The following is a 19,707-nucleotide window of genomic DNA, read 5'->3' on the forward strand; positions in this document are numbered from 1 at the left end:
CAACCGACGTCGAGAGTGAGTCAGGCACTCTCGTCGGGAGCGTCATGCCACAACTGTCATTGGGCGAACAATCGAATCCGCGCCGTGGGCTTGACCCTGACCCTGCGTCAACCCTCCATGCTGGCTGCCATGAGCATCCCGCCACCAACAGGTCAGGTCGAGCAGCCCGCGATCCACGTGCACGGCCTGGAAAAGTCGTTCAAGCAGCTGAAGGTCCTGCGTGGCGTGGACATCGACGTGGCTCGGGCCAGCATCTTCGCCCTGCTCGGCTCGAACGGGGCAGGCAAGACCACGGTGGTGAAGATCCTCTCCACGCTGCTCAAGGCCGATGCGGGGACCGCCCGAGTCAATGGTTTCGATGTTGCGGCCCAGGCCGCCGACGTACGCGAGTCCATCAGCCTCACCGGACAGTTCGCGGCGGTCGATGAGATCCTCAGCGGGCGGGAGAACCTCATCCTGGTGGCTAAGCTCAGGCACCTCAAGGGCCCGCACGCGATCGCGGACGATCTGCTGAGGCGCTTCTCGCTGACCGAGGCGGGCACCCGGAGGGTGGTGACGTACTCCGGTGGCATGCGTCGCCGTCTGGACATCGCAATGAGCCTGATCGGGAACCCGCCGGTGATCTTCCTTGACGAGCCGACGACGGGGCTGGACCCGGAGGCGCGCATCGAGGTCTGGCAGGCCATCAAGGAACTCGCCCACGGCGGCACGACGGTGCTACTCACCACTCAGTACCTCGACGAGGCTGAGCAGCTCGCCGACCGGATCGCGATCCTGCACGAGGGTCGGATCATCGTGAACGGCACCCTCGACGAGCTCAAGCAGCTCCTCCCACCCGCGAAGATCGAGTACGTCGAGAAGCAGCCCAGCCTCGAGGACGTCTTCCTCACTCTCGTCGGCGCCCGAACGAACAAGGAACAACGATGAACAAGCACTTCGTCGGCGACACCGCCGTTCTCCTGGGACGCTCACTGCGCCACATCGCCCGCAGCCCGGACACCATCATCACCACCGCGATCATGCCGATCGCCTTCATGCTGCTGTTCGTCTACGTCTTCGGCGGCGCGATCGAGACCGGAACCGACTCGTACGTGAAGTACCTGCTGCCCGGCATCCTGATCATCACGATCGCCTCCGGCATCTCCTACACCGCCTTCCGGCTCTTTCTGGACATGAAGGGGGGCATCTTCGAACGGTTCCAGTCCATGCCGATCGCCCGCTCATCCGTGCTGTGGGCGCACGTCCTGACCTCGCTGGTCGCCAACCTGATCTCGCTCGTCGTCGTCATCGGCGTCGCCCTGATCATGGGCTTCCGTACGGGGGCGGGCGTGTCGGGCTGGCTCGCGGTCGCCGGCATCCTGGTCCTGTTCACCCTGGCGCTGACCTGGATCGCCGTGATCCCGGGTCTCACCGCGAAGACGCTGGACGGCGCGAGCGCGTTCTCCTACCCGCTCATCTTCCTGCCGTTCGTCAGCTCCGCCTTCGTGCCCACCGAGTCCATGCCCGGCCCGGTGCGCGCCTTCGCCGAGCACCAGCCGGTGACCTCCATCGTCAACGCGATCCGGGACCTGTTCAGCCAACAGCCGGTCGGCACCGACATCTGGATCGCCCTCGCCTGGTGCGCCGGAATCCTCGTCCTGGCCTACCTGTTCGCCAACCTCACCTACCGTCGCAAGGTCTCCTGAGACGATGCCGACCAGGGCCGCACCACCTGCGGGCAGGATCAGAGCATGCTGACGATCGGTCAACTCGCGACGTACGCGGGCGTCACGGTGCGGGCGGTGCGGCACTACCACCAGATCGGCCTCCTGCCCGAGCCGGAGCGGGACGCTTCGGGCTACCGGCGGTACGGCGCGACGGCAGTCGTGTCCCTCATCAAGATCCGCACCCTCGCCGACGCCGGCGTGCCGCTGTCGCAGATCAGTCGGATGCTCGAAGCCGACGCACCAGCCTTCGCCGAAGCCATCCGGACCATCGACAACCACCTGTGCGACGAGATCCAACGGCTGGAGACCAGCCGCACACACATCGCGCAGCTCACCGCCGGGGACAGCCTGGCGCTCCCACCGGAGGTGGCCGCGTATCTCGACCGGCTGCGGGCCATCGGGGCGTCACAGCGGATGGTGGAGGCCGAACGGGACGGATGGATCCTGGTCGCGGCGCGCTGGCCCGACCGCATCGTCGAGTGGATGCCCGGCAAGATCGCCGCTCTCGATGATCCGCAGGTCGTCCGGCTCTATCGGGTGCTCTCGGAGATCTTCGACGGTGACGAGGAGGACGACCCGCGGCTGGCGGAGGCCGCCGACATCATGGCCTGCCTGGCAGAGCAGGCGTACGCCGCCAGCGAGGTCATGCCCGGCGAGGAGGTCGAGGACGAGCTCCCGCACGACCTGATCGACGCGCTTGCCATCGAGTCCGACCCGCGGGTACGGCGGCTGCGGGAGCTGATGCGCGAGCGCGGCTGGTCCGGGTGGAACCGGATGGAGCGGCTGCCGAAGCCGCCGTCCGACTGACCCGCCGGCGGCGCCGCTTCGCGCGCCTTGATGTCGGCCCTCGCGTGGGTAGGAGGCCTGGGATCAGGCATGGATGATCTGGTCGTGCAAGACCTTGACACCCGCGGCATTGGTCGCCCGGCGTCGCTCGCGCTGACTCGGCCCACCCGCACGCCAGCGCCGGCTGGACGCGGGCGGGCCTGTGCTGGGCGGTTGGCAGGCTTCGTTGGCGGCTGTGGTCGGGTCGGCATTCGAGGCGCGCAAGGGTGGCGCCATCCTGAGCCAGGATGGTTGCATGCTGAGCCAAGCGGTGCCACAATGGCACCACAAAAGGTCGGGCATGCGGCGAGATCCGCACGTCGCGGCTTTCATCAGACGACGCAGTGGAGGTCTCCCGTCACGGCCGCAGGCCGCGACGCCGTAGAACAGGCACTGCCTCCGTGAATGGCAAACCCAGTCCGCTGTTCTTCGCCGCCTGGTCCGCAGTGCGTGGCGGGTGGACGTCGCCGGCAACTCATCACCCATGACAGGAGTTCTCCCGGATGTTCGCCAGATTCGGACGCGCCATCGTCCTCAATCCATGGAAAGTGATCGCGGTATGGCTCGTGCTGCTCGTCGGTTCGTTCTTAGCGCCGTCCCTGGCTGATCAGGTCAGCACCGATCAGGCCAGCTTCCTGCCGTCGCGCTACGAGTCGGTGCAGGCGCAGGAGGTGGCAGAACGCGCGTTCGGCCAGGGCGACGGGGCGAGCGCCACCATCGTCGTCAAGCGCGGCGACGGACAGCCACTCGGCACCGCCGACACCGACCGGGTCAATCAACTCGCCCAGACGATCCAAGGCGCCGGCATCGACCGCATCGGCGCCGCGGTCACCGGGCCGCAGGCCGTCTCGCCGAACAAGCTGGTGCAGCTCGTCAACATCTCGCTCACCGGTCCACCCGCCGACCCGGTGCTCGGCGACGCGGTCGTGTCGATCCGCGACAAGGCAAAATCCACCCTGGAAGGTTCGGGCCTGTCGTACGCGGTGACCGGAGACGCCGCCCTCCTCGTCGACAACCAGGACGCCTTCGACACCGCGCTGCTGGTCGTCAGCATCGTGACCCTTGCCCTGGTCGTCGGCCTCCTGCTCATCATCTACCGCAGCCCGGTCGCGGCCTTCCTGCCGGTCGTGGTCGTCGGCGTGGTCTCCGCGGTGTCGAGTGCGGTCATCACCCTGTTCGTCAAGGCGTTCGGCATGCAGGTGGACCAGTCGCTGCTGACCATCCTCACCGTGGTGCTCTACGGCGTCGGCACCGACTACATCGTCTTCCTGCTGTTCCGCTACCGGGAGCGGCTACGTGCCGGTGACGCCCCGAAGAACGCGCTCGCCACGGCGGTCAGCCGGGTCGGCGAGGTCATCGCGTCGGCTGCCGCGGCGATCGTGATCGCGTTCGGTGCACTCCTGCTCGCGGTGTTCGGCGGCTTCCGGAGTCTCGGCCCCGGCCTTGCCATCGGGGTGGTCGTCATGGCGATCGCCGCGGTCACGCTGGTGCCGGCCATCGTCTCGCTCATCGGCCCCAAGGTGTTCTGGCCGTCGAAGTCGTGGCAGCGTGCACCTCGGGGCAGCGTTTTCCAACGCCTGGGCCGCTTCACCGGACGTCGGCCGGCGGTGGTCGCCCTCGCCTCGGGCGGCGTCATGGTCGCGTTGGCGCTGGGTGTGTTCGGCCTGAAGGTCGACTACGACCAGGTCGCGCAACTGCCCGCCAACACCGAGTCGGCGCGCGCCCTGGAGGACCTGAAGACCGGGTTCCCCGCTGGAGCCCTCAACCCAACCACCGTTTACGTCCGCGCCGACAACGGCCAACGCCTCGACCCGGCAACACTCACCGGTTACGCGCAGTCATTGGCCCAGGTACGCGGGGTCGGCAGCCTGATGCCCGGTCCCGACGGCAGCCCCGCCACCGTCAGCTCGGACGGCACGGTCGCCCAGATCAACCTGCTGCTGAGCACCAGCCCGTACTCGAATGCGGCCCTCGACCTGGCCGGTGACGACCTCCGGCAGGTCGCCCACGACCAGGCCCCCGCCGGAACGACCGCGCTGGTCGGCGGCGTCAGCTCGGTCTTCGCCGACATCCGCGACGCGAACAACCGCGACCTGTGGGTGATCTTCCCGGTGGCCGGGGTGCTGATCGCCGTGATCCTGGGGCTACTCCTGCGCAGCATGGTCGCCCCGGTGTACCTCATGATCGCCGTCGGCCTCGGCTTCATGGCGACGCTCGGCGCGACCGTCCTGGCCTTTCAGGGCATCGGTGGCCGGTCGGGCCTGTCGTTCTCTCTGCCGATCATTTTGTACCTGTTCGTGGTCGCGATCGGCACCGACTACAACATTCTCATGATCGCCCGACTCCGCGAGGAGGCACGAGCCGGAAACGATCCGCGCACCGCCGCCTCGTTGGCGATCCACCACGCTGGACCGTCGGTGGCCGCCGCCGGTCTGATCCTCGCCGGCACGTTCACCTCGATGCTGTTCGCCGGGGTGTCGTTCCTGACCGAGATGGGCTTCGCGGTCTCGGTGGGAATCGTGCTGTCCGCGTTCATCATGTCGCTGTTCCTCGTTCCCGGGGTCACCGCGCTCCTTGGCCACGCCGCCTGGTGGCCGGGGCATGGTGACGCCGTCCGGTCAGTTCCGTCGGCGGGGCCGACCTCGGCCGACGAACCGAGGCCAGAGGACGCATCGGTGCGCTGAACGATCGCGACACGCGGTGGGCGCGGGCCGAGCGTCCCGCCCACCGTGTTGTCCGACAACGTTCCCCAAGCCGTATGCGATCGTCTTTGCGCGCCGTGACCGGAAGTCCCGACGTGCACGTCAGCGATCGCCCGTGGCCGGGCATTGGGATGAGTCGCCGCCCAGTGGTGTGGGTAGTGTGTCCGCTGTTTGCCGCACTCGTGATCTTGCGATGGTCGTGAGGCGAGGCGACCGACGCAGGGGACGGAGTCGACATGGGTACTAGGCCGGACGAACATCCGCGGCCGCGCCGCAGGCAGAACGCGGCCCGCAGTGCTGCTACCGATCGAGTCGCTCATTCGCGCCCAGGTGCCCGAGCGGCGATGCCCGCTCAGGTGGAGGTGCCCAGCTCGCTGCGCCCGCCGTCGAAGAGCGTGACGCGGTGGCTGCTCAAGCATCGCGTGCAGCCGCCCGGTCCGGAGAGCGGCGAGTCGCACGCCACGCCCCATGCCTGGTGGAAGGTGATGTGCCTGACCGGGGTGGACTACTTCTCCACCCTGTCGTATCTGCCCGGCATCGCGGCCCTCGCGGCGGGGGCGCTCTCACCGGTGGCGACGCTGCTGATCGTGGCGTTGACCTTGTTCGGGGTGCTGCCGATGTATCGACGGGTGGCCGGGGAGAGCCCGCACGGGCAGGGGTCGGTGGCGATGCTGGAACGTCTTCTGCCCTTCTGGAAGGGCAAGCTGTTCGTGCTGGTCCTGCTGGGGTTCGTGGCCACGTCGTGGATCATCACGATCACCCTGTCATCGGCGGACGCCACGGTGCACCTGCTGGAGAACCCCGTACTGCCCGACGGGTTCCCGCACGGCACAACCGCGGCGGTGGTCGTGACGGTGGTGTTGCTGCTGGTCCTGGGCGGGGTGTTCCTGCTCGGTTTCAATGAGGCCGTGGGTGTGGCCATCCCCTTGGTCGCGGTGTTCCTCGGGTTGAACGCGGCGGTTGTCGTGGCCGGCCTGACGGCGATCGTGCGGGATCCGGCGCTGTTGTCCGGGTGGACCGACGCGCTGACTGCGGGAACCAGCGGCGTTGGTGACGTCATCGGCCCTGCGGTGTTGGCCTTCCCGCTGCTCGTGCTCGGGTTGTCCGGCTTCGAGACCGGGGTGAGCATGATGCCGCTGGTGCGCGGTGACGGTCTCGACGCCGAGCAGCGAATGGCCGCGCGGATCCGTAACACCCGCAAGCTGCTCACCACCGCCGCGTTGGTCATGTCCGGCTACCTGATCGCCACCACGCTGGTCACCACCGTGCTGATCCCGGCGGAGGAGTACCAGCCCGGCGGCGCGGCCAACGGTCGGGCGTTGGCCTACCTGGCCCACGAGCGTCTCGGCGAGGCGTTCGGCACCGTCTACGACGTCAGCAGCGTGCTGATCCTGTGGTTCGCCGGCGCGTCGGCGATGGCCGGGCTGATCAACATCGTGCCCCGCTACCTGCCCTCCTACGGCATGGCCCCGGAGTGGGGACGCGCCGTGCGGCCGGTGGTCATCGTCTACACGCTGATCAGCATCGCGATCACTGTCGCGTTCGCCGCCGACGTCGACGCCCAGGCCGGCGCTTACGCCACCGGGATCCTGGCGATGATGGTCTCCGGCGCCGTCGCGGTCACCATCTCCGCGCTGCGCCGCCGGCAACGCGCCGCCACCGCCGGGTTCGCCGCGCTGACCGCCGTGCTGGGTTACGCGCTGGTCGAGAACGTCATCGAGAAGCCCGACGGCATCGCGATCTCCGGGTTGTTCATCGCCGGCATCATCACCGTCTCCCTGATCTCCCGGATCTCGCGCACCACCGAGTTGCGCGCCGAGCACATTGAGTTCGACGACACCGCCCGCCGGTTCATCGCCGACTCGATCGCCCACGACGGGCGGCTGCACCTGATCGCCAACCGTCGCCAGGGCGGTGACGCGAAGGAGTACCGCCTCAAGGAACGCGCCCAACGCGGCCTCAACCCCGTCCCCGGAGCCGCCGACGTGCTGTTCCTCGAGATCGACGTGGTCGACCCGTCGGAGTTCAGCGGCGTCCTGCATGTCACCGGCGTCGACGTCGGCGGCTACCGGATCCTGCGCACCACCGCCCCGGCCGCCCCGAATGCCATCGCCGCGATCCTGCTCGGCCTACGCGACGCCACGGGTGTACGACCGCACGCCCACTTCGAATGGTCCGAAGGCAACCCGGTGGCGCACCTGCTGCGCTACCTTCTGCTCGGCCGCGGCGACACCCCACCGGTCGTGCGGGAGATCATCCGTAAGGTCGAGTCCGACCCTGCCCGCCGTCCCGGCATCCACGTCGGCGGGTGACGCACTGACCAGCCGGTTGGGTGGCATCCGCGGGGGCGCGTTCGAAGCGGCGTCTAGACGGGCACTTCGGCGCTGAGGACGATGGTGAGGTCCTCCGGCAGGTGCAGGAATTCGGCGTGACTGGCGGCGTTGTGGGCCAGAGCGATGAACAGCCGTTTACGCCAGACAGCCATTCCCGGGCTACGGGTGCACCGCAGCGTGATCCGCGAGACGAAGTAGGAGATTTGTTCGCAGTCGATGCCTTCGGCGAGGGGATGAGTGGCGGCGCGGCGCAGGACTTCGGGGAAGTCGGTGGGATCTTGGAAGCCGAAGACGGCGCTGATGTGGATGATGCCGTCGTCTGGGTCGCCGAGGTCGTCGATAGTTATTCGCTGATCCCACGGGATGTGGGGGACGTTCGCGGTGCTGCCGGTGACGATGACGATCTTGTCGTGGCGGATGTGGTTGTGCGCCACGTTCGCTCTCAGCGCCAGGGGAGTGGTCTCCTTGTTCGGGTGGGGGAACACTGCGGTTCCCGCCACCCGTGGGGTGTTGGCGGCGTGCAGGCCGTCGATGAAGTCGCGTAAGGGGCCTTCGCGCTCGGTGCGGCGGGCGGTGACCAGTTTGGCGCCGCGCCGCCAGGTCAGCAGGATCGTGAACAGGACGAGTGCGATGAGCAGCGTCAGCCAACCGCCGTGGGTGACCTTGGCGAGGTTCGCGGTGAAGAAGGTCAACTCGAGGCTGCCGAAGACGACCCCGAACAGGATCAGTCTCCAGGCGCTCCAGTGCCACTGGACCCGCGCGACGACGAGAAACAGGGTCGTGGTGATCAGGAACGTGCCGGTGACCGCCACCCCGTACGCGGCGGCGAGGTTGGTGGATGAGCCGAACGCGAACACCACCACGAGCACTGCCACGAACAGAGCCCAGTTCACACCCGGCGCGTAGATCTGGCCGTACTGGTGGCGCGAGGTCTGCCGGATGCTCAAACGCGGCAGGAAGCCCAGCCGCATGGCCTCCCGGGACACCGAGAACGCTCCGGAGATCACCGACTGGGACGCGATGACAGTGGCCACGGTGGCCAGGACGACCATCGGCAGTTGCGCCCAGTCTGGTAACAGGAGGAAGAACGGGTTCTCGCGGCTAGCGGGTGCCCGCAGGATCAACGAGCCCTGTCCGAGGTAGTTGAGCGTCAAGGCGGGGAACACGATCAAGAACCAGGCCCGGCGGATCGGAGCGCGACCGAAGTGTCCCATGTCGGCGTAGAGCGCTTCGGCGCCGGTGATCGCCAGCACCACCGCGCCCATCGCGATGAACGCGATGACGGGGTGTTCGACGAAGAACAAGACAGCGTAGGTGGGGGACAACCCGGCCAGCACGCCTGGATGGCGGATCACCTCAGACGCGCCAGCGACGCCCAGACAAGCGAACCAGAGCAGCATGATCGGCCCGAACACCGATCCGACCCGTCCGGTGCCCCACCGCTGGATGGCGAACAGCAGGGTGAGGATCACCGCGGACACCGGGAGCACCGCCGCCGTCCACGCCGGTGAGATGACCTCAAGGCCCTCCACCGCTGACAAGACGGAGATCGCCGGGGTGATCACGCTGTCGCCGTAGAAAAGTGCGGCACCCAGGGCGCCCAGCGCCAGCACAGCGGCGGCGCGCCTCTCGCTGCTCTTGACCAGAACTCTGCCGGCGAGCGCGGCCAAGGCCATGACCCCGCCCTCGCCTTCGTTGTCGGCCCGCAGGATGAAGATGACGTACTTGACCGACACGATCAGGATGATCGACCAGAACACCAGCGAGATCACGCCGAACACGTCCGGCGTGGTCGGCACGAGACCACGATCGAGAGTGAACACTGTCTTCAGCGCGTACAGCGGGCTTGTCCCGATATCGCCGTACACCACGCCCAACGCGCCCAGGGTCAGCCCGAGCCCTGCAGTGCGGCGCCTCGTAGACGCTGTCCGCGATGCCGGCTCGCCGCTCTGCGCCGGCTGCTGGCTCGGGCTGGGCCGTTCGTCGTCCGGTCGCTCCGCCACCTCATAGGCATACCAACCAACACGCCGCCAGCTGGGTTGTATGTCGGAATCGGTGGCAGCGGGGGCACCGATCTGCGCACCACCGCTGCGCGCCCGTCATCTAAGACACCTATCCACGTGCATCGCCCTGAGCAGGCCCTTCAGGCTGAAGGTAGGACGCGACCGAGAGTTCCCGGCCGTTGAGGGTGCCGTCGCCGAGCCCGGTGAGTCCCTCGTCGGTGGTGATCCTCAGGGTGACGAAGTTGCGGTCGGGGCTGGTGACGACGACGTCCGCTGCGACGATCTTCACGCAGGTGCCTTTCTCGACAGGGGTGTGAACGGGGGCCGGTCGTCCGGGAGAGGCGGCCCGGCGAGTGGTCACCGGCGCGGGGCCGGCCCGCTGGACTGCCGGATGGTCAGGTGCGTGGGCAGCAGCACGGTCTGACGGGACGCCGTTTCCCCCAGGTGCTCAAGGTGGTCCAGCAGCATCGACACCGCCACCCGGCCGGCCTGTTCGATCGGCGCGGTGAGGGTGGTCAGCGGGGGGCTGCAGAAGTCGGCACCGAAGATGTCATCGCAGCCCACCACGCTGATCTCGCCGGGGACGTCGACGCCGCGTTCGGCCAGCCGCCGCAGGATGCCGATCGCCAGCAGGTCGTTGAAGGTCACGCCGGCGGTGGCGCCGGTGTTCAGCAGCGCGTCCGCGGCGACCGACCCGGAGCTGCGGGACACGCCGAACGGTCCGACGCGGGCCGCGGTGAGGCCGTGTCGGGCCATCGCGGTCCGCATCGCCCGCCACCGGGCCTCGTTGGCCCAGGAGGACGGCGGTCCGGCGACGTACGCGATCGCCCGGTGGTCCAGCGAGACCAGGTGCTCGACGGCCTGCATCACCCCGTCCGGGCTGTCGATGACGACGCTGCGCACCCCGGGGACGTTGCGGTTGACGGTGACGACCGGCAGTTCGGCGGCGATGACGGAGAGGGTCTGCTCGGGAAGGCGGGAGGCGGCGAGGATCACCCCGTCGACCGACCGGCGCACCTTGTGCAGCAGATGGTTCTCCAGCTCGGCCGAGTCCTCGGTGTCGATCAGCAGCAGGGCGTGGCCGGCGGCGCGCAGTTGTTGCTGCGCGCCTCGGATCAGTCCGAAGTAGAACGGATTCGTGGCGTCCGAGACGAGCAGGGCGACCGTTTCGGTACGCCCCGACGACAGCGCCCGCGCCTGGGTGTTGGGTACGTAGTTCAGCTCGCGGGCGGCGGCCTGGATGCGTTCCCGGGTGACCCGGTTGACCCGGTCGGGCCGGCTCAGCGCCCGGGACACGGTGGAGGCGGCAACGCCGGTGAGGGCAGCGATGTCGTTGATGGTCACGCGGCCCTCCCGGCGTACCGCCGCACGGGGAGAGGACGCGCCTTCGGGGTTCATGCACATCAGCAGAGCATCGATGGCAATTAATGGCAATCGGTTGCCACCCGGTTTCCATGGTTGTTACGTTTCCTCGCACGTTTCATCGAACCGGGGGACTTCCCGGGTGTCTGGCTATGTGATTTCCACGCCATTCCTCTCCGGGCATCCACCACCCAAGGAGCAGAGATGAACGCCATCCGTGCACTTCTCGCGGCGGCCCTGGCCGTCACGGTCGCCATACCCGTCACCGCCTGCGACCCCGGTAGCTCCGCCGAGGGCGGCAGCACGATCAACGTGCTCATCGGGGCGAACTCGATCTATCCCAAAGAGCAGAAGCAGTGGTTCGCCGACGTCTCGGCGAAGTTCCAGCAGCAGGCCGGGGCGAAAGTCACGTTCGAGACCTTCGCCAGCCCCACCGACGAACTCACCAAGATCCAGACATCGATGCTCTCCGGGCAGGGGCCGGACATCTATGCCCTCGGCACCACCTTCACCCCGACGGCGTACTCCACCGGCGCCTTCGTCGACCTCACCGCCGACCAGTGGACGAAGATCGGCGGCCGGGACCGGTTCCTGCCGGCCACCCTCGGCATCTCCGGCCCGGACGCCATGCACGAGGTCGGCATCCCCTTCACCAGCCGCCCGTTCGTCATGGCGTACAACAAGGAACTGCTGGCCGCGGCGGGCATCGACAAGCCGGCCAGCACCTGGGACGGCCTGCGGCAGCAGGCCAGACAGCTGACCGGGGCCGGCAGGTACGGCCTGGCCGTGGCCTACGGCGACGGCTTCGACCCATGGAAGTTCATCTGGGCGATGAGCATCCAGGCCGGCAACCCGCTGGTCTCCGACGGCAAGGCGCGGCTGACCGATCCGGTCACGGTCAAGGCCTACCAGACGTACCTTGGCTGGCTCGCCACCGACAAGGTCGTCGACCCGGCGGCGACCGGCTGGAAGAACGCCCAGGCCATCGCCGCGTTCGGTGCCGGCAAGGCCGCCTTCCTGCCGATGGTCTCGGCGACCTCGAAGGTCACGCTGGACAAGTCCGCGGTCGCCGGCAAGTACGGCTACGCCGTCATGCCGACCGTCCCGCCGGGCGCCACCAGCCTGCCGTCGGGCGGCGTCGGCGCCACCAGCATCCTCTCCGGTGACAACCTGGTGATCGCCAAGTACAGCAAGAACCAGGACCTGGCGCTGCGCCTGGTGAACATGCTGACCACCGCCGAGTCGCAGGAGGCCTACTACCGGACCTTCGGCGAGTTGCCGACGAACGCGGAGCTGGCGAACCGGCTGGTCGCCGACCCAGCGCTCGCGGCCATCGTGGACTCCGCGTCGAAGGCGCACGGCACCCCGTTCCACGGCGGGTGGAGCAAGGTGCAGCTCGCGCTGGTCAACGTGGTCGTCCAGTCGGTGCCGAACCTCGCCGCCGGCAAGGTCGACGACGCGTCCCTCAACGCCCTGCTCAGCCAGGGCCAGTCCGAGGCGCAGGCCGCGCTGGACAAGGCGAAGTAGATGACGGTCAACGACCCAGTGACCGCGGACGCTCCGGGCACCGGCGATGCGCGCCGGGCCGGGGTGGCCCGCCCGTCCCCGCCGCGCCGCCCGTCCCCGCCGCGCCGCCGTCGCGGCGCGACCGCCGGCGGTGCCGCGGTGTGGCTGCTCGCGCCCGGCGGCCTGCTCACCCTGACCGTCATCGTCGTGCCGTTCGTCGTCGCGCTGGTGATGTCGCTGCTCGACCTCGACCAGTACACCTTCCGGCAGTGGCTGTCGGCGCCGTTCGTCGGCGCCGGCAACTACGTCGAGGCGGTGGGCCGCACCAGCCTGCCGCACGCCATCTGGGTCAGCGGGTCCGCGGCGGTGATCGCGACGCTGCTCGCGTTGCCGCTGGGGGTCGTTGCCGCGCTGACCACCCACCTGCCGTTCCGCGGGCGGTCGCTGATCCGGTCCCTCTACCTCATCCCGTACGTGCTGCCCGCCTTCGTCGTCGGCACCATCTGGCGGATCATCCTGCAACCCGACGGGGTCGCCAACCAGGGCCTGGCGACCCTGGGCATCGCCGGCGGCCTGTGGCTGAACGGGCCGAAGAGCTACCTTGCCCTGATCGTCGTGCAGGCCTGGTCGGGCTGGCCGCTGGTCTACCTGCTCGCCCTGGCCGGCCTGCAGGGCATCGACGACAGCCTGCACGAGGCCGCCGCGCTCGACGGCGCGCAGTGGGGGGCGAAGCTGCGCCACGTCATCCTCCCGCTGCTGCGCCCCCCGGTCGCGCTCGCCGCGATCATCTCGCTACTGCACATGGTGAACAGCTTCACCCTGCCGTTCGTGCTGTTCGGCGTCCCGAGCCCGCACGACGTGGAGGTGCTGCCGGTGCTCACGTACGTGGAGAGCTTCCAGAACCTGCGGTTCGGGCTGAGCGCGGCGATGGCCGTGATCTCGCTGGCGCTGATCCTGGTCCCGCTGCTGGTCTATCTGCGCACCGTCAGACTCGACGCGCCGGAGGCCGCCGCATGAACCCCGTGCTTCGCCTGCTGCCGCGACCACTGCAGATCGGCCTGACGGTGTTCCTGCTGACCATCGTCGGCGCGCCGGTCGGCTACGTCTTCCTCGCCTCGGTCAACACCGACCTGGCCGTGGCCGCCGGTGAGTTCTGGCCGGATCGGGTCAGCGTCGGCAACTACGTTCGAATCTGGTCGACCGTTCCGCTCGGCCGAGGGCTCGCGAACAGCCTGCTCGTCGCCGGCACGGTGGCGGTGACCTGCGCGGCGATCGCGGTCTTCTCGGCGTACGTCCTGGTCCGGCACCGGTTCCGGGGCCGGCGCACCGTGCTGCGCGCGCTGCTGGGCATGCAGTCGATCCCCGGCACGCTGCTGCTCCTGCCGGTCTTCGTGCTCTTCGCGACGATCGGCAACAGCCTCGGCGTGCCGACGATCGGCACCCGGTGGTCGCTGGTCGTCACCTACCTCACGTTCGGGCTGCCGTTCTCCACCTGGATCATGGTGACCTACCTGCGTGAGCTGCCCGGCGAGCTGATCGAGGCCGCCCGCGTGGACGGTGCCGGGAGCTGGCAGATCCTGCTGCGTGTCGTCATCCCGCTGAGCTGGCCGGGCCTGGTCGTCGCGGCGATCTTCGCGTTCCTGCTCGGCTGGAACGACGTGCTGTTCGCCTCGGTCATGACCGACGTGGACACCCGCACCGCGGCGGTCGTGCTGCAGGTCTTCGGCGCCGCGCAGGAGGGCGGGGCGATCCCGCCGTACGGGCAGATGATGGCCGCTGCCCTCGTCTGCGCGGCCCCGGTGGTCGCCCTCTACCTCGCCTTCCAGCGGTACATCGTCGGTGGGCTGACCGCGGGAGGTGTGAAGTGACGGCGTGGACGCTGTCCGGCTTCGGCGACGAGATCGATCCCGACCCGGCGGTGCAGCTCGCGGTGCTCGGTGCCCTCGGTGCCCGGCACATCGAGGTGCGCAGCGCGTGGGGCACCAACGTGGTGGAGCTCGGCGACGCCCAACTGGACGCCCTGGCGGAGGCGGTCGACGCGCGCGGCATGGCGGTATCGGCTGTCGCGTCGCCCGTCGGGAAGGTCGACGTGACCACCGAGGACGGCGGTGAGATCGACCGGCTGCGCGCCGCCGTGGCGGCCGCGCACCGGCTGGGCAGCCGGTACGTCCGGATCTTCTCGTTCTACCGCCCGGCCGGGGTCGCCCCGGCCGAGATCCGCGCGGCGGTGCTGGCGCGGATGCGGGCCTTCGCGGCCCTCGCCGAGGACTCCGGCGTCGTGCTGCTGCACGAGAACGAAAAGGACATCTACGGCGATGTGCCGCGGCGGGTCGCCGACCTCGTCGAGTCGGTCGACTCGCCCGCGCTGCGCGTCGCCTGGGACAACGCGAACTTCGTGCAGGTCGGGGTGCGGCCCTACGACGACGGATACGCGCTGCTGCGCCCGCACCTGGAGTACCTGCAGGTCAAGGACGCAATCGCGGCCACCGCCGAGGTCGTGCCCGCCGGCCACGGCGACGGCCAGCTGTTGCGGACGCTCACCGCGCTGCGCGACGACGGCTATGCCGGCTTCGCCTCCCTCGAACCGCACCTCGCCAGCCAGCACGCCCTCGGCGGATTCTCCGGCCCCGCCGAGTTCGGCCGGGCGGCGCGCGCGTTCGTGAACCTCACCGCCTCGATAGGAGTGCATCTTCGATGACCGTCCTCAACGTCGTGATCACGGGCAGCGGGGTCATCGCCCGCACCCACGCCGGGGCGATCCTGCGGCACCCCGGACTGCGCCTCACCGCGCTCGCCGACCCGGACCCGCAGGCCAACGACCGGCTCGCCGGGTGGATCGGCGAGCAGGGCGGCCCGCCGCCGGCCCGGTACGCCTCGCTGGGCGAGGCCCTCGCGGCCGAGGCGGCGGACCTGGTAGTGGTCTGCACGCCCAGCGGCACGCACGCCGACCTCGCCGAGGAGGCCCTCGCGGCCGGCGTGCACGTGCTCGTCGAGAAGCCCCTCGATGCCTCACTGCCGGCGGCCCGCCGCATCGCCCGGGTCGCCACGGACGCCGAGGCGGCCGGTCAGGTCTGCGCGGTGGTCTGCCAGCACCGGTTCGACCCGGCGAGCGTCGCGGTCGCCGCCCGGGTGCGCGCCGGCGACCTGGGGCGGCTCACCTCGGCGGTGGCCAGCGTGCCGTGGTGGCGGGGCCAGCGGTACTACGACTCGGCGGGCTGGCGCGGCACCTGGGAACAGGACGGCGGCGGCGCCACCATAAACCAGGGCGTGCACACCGTGGACCTGCTGCTGTGGCTGTTCGGCCGGCCCGAGGAGGTGTTCGCCTACACCGGCGTCCTCGCCCACGAGCGGGTCGAGGTGGAGGACGTCGCCGTGGCGGCGATCCGGTTCGCCGACGGGGCGCTCGCCGTGCTGCACGCCACCACCGCGGCGTACCCGGGCCTCGGCGTGCGGTTGCAGGTGCACGGCTCCCAGGGGTCCGCGGTGATCCACGACGACCAGCTGGAATACCTGCACACCGCCGACGGCCCGGACCCGTCCGCGTACGCCGACGGGCCCGACCGGTCCGGCGACGCCGTGCCACCGTCGCAGCTGCGGGGGGCGACCAAGCCCGACGACGCCTTCGTGACCGGGCACCTGCGGCAGTACCACGACACGGTCGAGGCGATCCTCGGCGGCCGGCGACCGGGGGTCACGGCGGTCGACGCGCTGCTCGACGTCGCCGTGGTCAAGGCGGTCTACCTCTCGGCGCACCTGCGTCGGCCGGTGTCGGTGCCGGCGGTGCTGGCCGGCGACTTCGACGACGTGCTCGCCGCCGTCGAGGGCCCCGCGGCCACGGTGTCGTCCGTCCTGCGGGCGGGGGTGGCGCGATGAGGTGGTCGGTGTTCACGGCGTCCACGCCGGACTGGACGCCGGAGGAGACGGTCGGGCAGTTGGCCGCGCAGGGCTGGGACGGTGTCGAGTGGCGGGTCACCGACCAGGAACCGGCCCGACCGCCCGGGTTCTGGGCCGGCAACCGGGCGACCGTCCCGTTGACCGGGCTGGAGGGTGAGCTGACCCGGATCGCCACGATCACCCGCGAGGCCGGGCTGGCGCTGTCCGGGCTCGGGGCGTACGTGCCGGCGGCCGACCACGGCAACGTCGAGCGGGTGTTGGCCGCGGCCGCCGCGCTGGGCGCGGAACGGGTCCGGGTGACCATGCCGCACCTGGGCAGCGGCGACTATCGGGAGCTGATGGCCGGTACCCGCCGGGACCTGGAGTGGATCGCCGGGCGGGCGGCGGAGCACGGGGTGACCGCGCTGGTCGAGCTGCACCACGGCACCATCGTCGCCTCGGCGTCGGCGGCGATGCGGCTGCTCGACGGCCTGCCGCCGGAGCATGCCGGGGTCATCCACGACATCGGCAACCTGACCATTGAGGGGTTCGAGGATCCGATGGCCGGTTTCCAGCTGCTCGGCCCGTACCTGGCGCACGTGCACGTGAAGAACGTCGCGTGGCGGGTGAGCGGCACCCGGGACGACGGGGGACCGCGCTGGTCGGCCGAGTGGGCGCCGTTGCGGGAGGGGCAGGCCGACCTGGCGGCCTATCTCGGCGCGCTGCGTCGGGTCGGCTACGACGGGTGGGTGACGGTCGAGGACTTCTCCACCGCCGTGCCGCTGGCTCAGCGGACCCGGGACAACCTGGCCTACCTTCGGGAGTTGGACCTTCGGGTACGCGCGGAGAAGGCGGGACGCTGATTCCCTGAATTGACGGGAATTCATGCTCTGTGGTTCCGGTGTCGATCGAGTGTGGCAAATGTTGGCAACCGATTGTCGGGCACTGGTGGCGCCCATAGTGTCCAGACAACCGCCACTGGTGCGCGATCCGTGGGCCATCGTCGAGGGCCCCTCGGTACCCGTCCCCACGGAGCCACCGCCGCCTGGCCGTCGGCGGTGGCTTCCATCCTGACCCCATCAGGGAGATGTCATGCAACGCTCCGTCAGCAGGGCGAGCCGGACCGGCAGACGCCGGTGCGCGCTCGCCGCGGCCGTGTCCGGCCTGGCCGTGTTCGTCAGCTACGCCCTCGCCGTGACCACCCCGTCCGCCACCGCCACCGCCGCCGCAGCCGGCTGCGGCACCGCCAACGTCGCACTGAACCGGCCGGCCACCGCGTCGTCGGTGGAGAACAGCCGGCTGTCGGCGGCCAACGCCGTGGACGGCAGTGCCACGACCCGCTGGTCCAGCGCGTTCAGCGACCCGCAGTGGCTCCAGGTGGACCTCGGTGCCAGCACCGATGTCTGCGAGGTCGTCCTCACCTGGCAGACGTCGTACGCGAAGGCGTTCCAGATCCAGGTCTCACCCAACGGGGTCGGCAACTGGTCGTCGCTCTACTCCACCGCCACCGGCAGCGGCGGCACGCAGACCATCCCGGTCAGCGGCACCGGCCGCTTCCTGCGGGTGTACGGCACCACCCGGGCTACCGGCTACGGATACTCGATCTTCGAGCTGGTGGTGCACAGCGGGTCGACGCCCACGACCCCGCCGCCCACCACCGCGCCGCCCACGACCGGCCCGCCCACTCCCGGTGGGGGCGACCTCGGCTCCAACGTCATCGTGTTCGACCCGTCGATGTCGTCGTCCAGCATCCAGTCGAAGCTGGACCAGGTGTTCGCCACGCAGGAGACGAACCAGTTCGGCACGCAGCGGTACGCGCTGCTGTTCAAGCCCGGCTCGTACACCGGCCTCAACGCCCAGTTGGGCTTCTACACCTCGATCGCCGGCCTCGGGCAGAACCCGGCCGACGTGCAGATCAACGGTGACGTCACCGTCGACGCGGGCTGGATGGCCGGCAACGCGACGCAGAACTTCTGGCGCTCGGCGGAGAACATGTCGATCACTCCGGTGTCGGGCCGTGACCGGTGGGCGGTGGCCCAGGCGGCGCCGTTCCGGCGGATGGACGTGCACGGCGGAATGACCCTCGCCTCGCCCAACTGCGGGTGGGCCAGCGGCGGGTACATCGCCGACAGTCGGATCAGCGGCACGGTCAGCCCGTGCTCGCAGCAGCAGTGGTACACCCGGGACAGTCAGGTCGGCGGCTGGAACGGCGGCGTCTGGAACGTGGTCTTCTCCGGTGTGGCCGGGGCGCCCGCCAACACGTTCCCGAAGCCGCCCTACACGGTCGTGCCGAAGACCCCGGTCAGCCGCGAGAAGCCCTACCTGTACACGGACTCGTCGGGCGCCTACCGGGTGTTCGTCCCGTCCCTGCGTACCAACAGCTCCGGCGTCACCTGGGCGGCCGGCAACACCGCCGGCACGTCGCTGCCGCTGACCCAGTTCTACGTCGCGCACCCGGGCGACTCGGCGGCCACCATCAACAGCGCGCTCGCGCAGGGCCTGAACCTGCTCTTCACCCCGGGGGTCTACCACGTCGGCCAGACCATCAACGTGACCCGGCCGGACACCGTCGTCCTCGGCCTGGGCTTCGCCACCCTCATCGCCGACAACGGGGTCACCGCGATGAACGTGGCCGACGTCAACGGGGTCAAGGTGGCCGGGCTGCTCTTCGACGCCGGCACCACCCGGTCGCCGTCGCTGCTCCAGGTCGGCCAGAGCGGCGCGAACGCGGACCACGCCGCCAATCCGATCTCGCTCCAGGACGTGTTTCTGCGCGTCGGCGGCGCCGGCCCGGCCGCTGTCACCAACGCCCTGGTGGTAAACAGCAACAACACGATCATCGACCACATCTGGGCCTGGCGTGCCGACCACGGCGCCGGGGCCGGGTGGACCACGAACCCGTCCGACACCGGCCTGGTCGTCAACGGCGCCGGCGTCACCGCGCTCGGCCTGTTCGTCGAGCACTTCCAGAAGTACAACGTGATCTGGAACGGCAACGGCGGCCGGACCATCTTCTTCCAGAACGAACTGCCCTACGACCCGCCGAGCGCGGCAGCCTGGTCGCACGACGGCATCACCGGCTACGCCGCCTACAAGGTGGCCAACTCGGTGACCAGCCACGAGGCCTGGGGGCTCGGCAGCTACTGCGTGTTCACCGCCGACCCGTCCATCGCCGCCTATCACTCCTTTGAGGTTCCGGTCAATCCCAACGTCAGGTTCCACGACGTGCTGACGGTGTCCCTGGGCAAGGGTTCGATCACCCACGTCATCAACGACACCGGTGACGCGGCCCTGCCGTCCTCCGTGACCCCGCACAACGTGATCAGCTACCCGTGAATCATCGAATGTCCGGCCGGCCCGGGTCGGCCGGACACCTCTGTGCGGGTTGTTACGCGGC

14 protein-coding genes and 1 pseudogene are annotated in these 19,707 nt (G+C 69.6%); 12 read left to right on the plus strand and 3 right to left on the minus strand.

From position 1 onward, the window contains the following. The first annotated feature begins 129 nt into the window (after positions 1-129). The 5 genes from AB0F61_RS06530 (at position 130) to AB0F61_RS06550 (ending at position 7,545) form a co-directional block, all read left to right on the plus strand. Positions 130-927: an ATP-binding cassette domain-containing protein gene (locus AB0F61_RS06530; RefSeq protein ID WP_357804141.1), complete on the plus strand. Its 798-nt coding sequence runs from the start codon at positions 130-132 to the stop codon at positions 925-927. Next, the gene (locus tag AB0F61_RS06535; protein WP_357803941.1) at positions 924-1,685 is read left to right on the plus strand and encodes an ABC transporter permease; all 762 of its coding nucleotides are present in this window, start codon (positions 924-926) and stop codon (positions 1,683-1,685) included. The genes AB0F61_RS06530 and AB0F61_RS06535 overlap by 4 nt, the downstream gene beginning before the upstream one ends. A 45-nt stretch (positions 1,686-1,730) precedes the next feature. Continuing rightward, positions 1,731-2,513: a MerR family transcriptional regulator gene (locus AB0F61_RS06540; protein ID WP_357803944.1), complete on the plus strand. Its 783-nt coding sequence runs from the start codon at positions 1,731-1,733 to the stop codon at positions 2,511-2,513. 521 nt (positions 2,514-3,034) lie between these two features. Next, positions 3,035-5,215, plus strand: coding sequence for an MMPL family transporter (locus AB0F61_RS06545; protein WP_357803946.1), 2,181 nt, complete (start codon positions 3,035-3,037; stop codon positions 5,213-5,215). A gap of 362 nt (positions 5,216-5,577) precedes the next feature. Further along, positions 5,578-7,545, plus strand: a complete 1,968-nt coding sequence (locus AB0F61_RS06550; protein WP_357803949.1) for an amino acid transporter — start codon at positions 5,578-5,580, stop codon at positions 7,543-7,545. Between the two features lie 53 nt (positions 7,546-7,598). Here the strand turns inward: AB0F61_RS06550 and AB0F61_RS06555 are convergent, their stop codons facing one another. The 3 genes and pseudogenes from AB0F61_RS06555 to AB0F61_RS06565 form a co-directional block, all read right to left on the minus strand. Beyond that, positions 7,599-9,458: a KUP/HAK/KT family potassium transporter gene (locus tag AB0F61_RS06555; protein ID WP_357804144.1), complete on the minus strand. Its 1,860-nt coding sequence runs from the start codon at positions 9,456-9,458 to the stop codon at positions 7,599-7,601. 256 nt (positions 9,459-9,714) lie between these two features. Beyond that, positions 9,715-9,858 (minus strand): annotated as a pseudogene (locus AB0F61_RS06560) (bifunctional D-altronate/D-mannonate dehydratase); the annotation flags it as partial. Positions 9,859-9,926: 68 nt separating this feature from the next. Further along, on the minus strand, positions 9,927-10,913 hold the full coding sequence (locus AB0F61_RS06565) for a LacI family DNA-binding transcriptional regulator (protein ID WP_357803952.1): 987 nt from the start codon (positions 10,911-10,913) through the stop codon (positions 9,927-9,929). A gap of 222 nt (positions 10,914-11,135) precedes the next feature. Here AB0F61_RS06565 and AB0F61_RS06570 point away from each other — a divergent pair, with 222 nt between their 5' ends. From AB0F61_RS06570 to AB0F61_RS06600, 7 genes are all read left to right on the plus strand, one after another. Then, positions 11,136-12,458, plus strand: coding sequence for an extracellular solute-binding protein (locus AB0F61_RS06570; protein WP_357803954.1), 1,323 nt, complete (start codon positions 11,136-11,138; stop codon positions 12,456-12,458). Next, a complete protein-coding gene (locus tag AB0F61_RS06575) occupies positions 12,459-13,454 on the plus strand; it encodes a sugar ABC transporter permease (protein WP_357803957.1) in 996 nt (331 codons plus the stop codon). Beyond that, entirely contained in the window at positions 13,451-14,305 is an 855-nt protein-coding gene (locus tag AB0F61_RS06580; RefSeq protein ID WP_357803960.1) for a carbohydrate ABC transporter permease, read from the plus strand. The genes AB0F61_RS06575 and AB0F61_RS06580 overlap by 4 nt, the downstream gene beginning before the upstream one ends. Then, positions 14,302-15,135: a TIM barrel protein gene (locus AB0F61_RS06585; protein WP_357803963.1), complete on the plus strand. Its 834-nt coding sequence runs from the start codon at positions 14,302-14,304 to the stop codon at positions 15,133-15,135. The genes AB0F61_RS06580 and AB0F61_RS06585 overlap by 4 nt, the downstream gene beginning before the upstream one ends. After that, entirely contained in the window at positions 15,132-16,310 is a 1,179-nt protein-coding gene (locus AB0F61_RS06590; RefSeq protein WP_357803965.1) for a Gfo/Idh/MocA family oxidoreductase, read from the plus strand. Before AB0F61_RS06585 ends, AB0F61_RS06590 begins: the two co-directional genes overlap by 4 nt. After that, on the plus strand, positions 16,307-17,173 hold the full coding sequence (locus AB0F61_RS06595) for a sugar phosphate isomerase/epimerase family protein (RefSeq protein ID WP_357803968.1): 867 nt from the start codon (positions 16,307-16,309) through the stop codon (positions 17,171-17,173). The genes AB0F61_RS06590 and AB0F61_RS06595 overlap by 4 nt, the downstream gene beginning before the upstream one ends. A 229-nt stretch (positions 17,174-17,402) precedes the next feature. Next, positions 17,403-19,646, plus strand: coding sequence for a discoidin domain-containing protein (locus AB0F61_RS06600; protein ID WP_357803971.1), 2,244 nt, complete (start codon positions 17,403-17,405; stop codon positions 19,644-19,646). Positions 19,647-19,707: the final 61 nt, after the last annotated feature.

The organism is Micromonospora sp. NPDC023888 (assembly GCF_040639415.1).
Taxonomy (GTDB): domain Bacteria; phylum Actinomycetota; class Actinomycetes; order Mycobacteriales; family Micromonosporaceae; genus Micromonospora.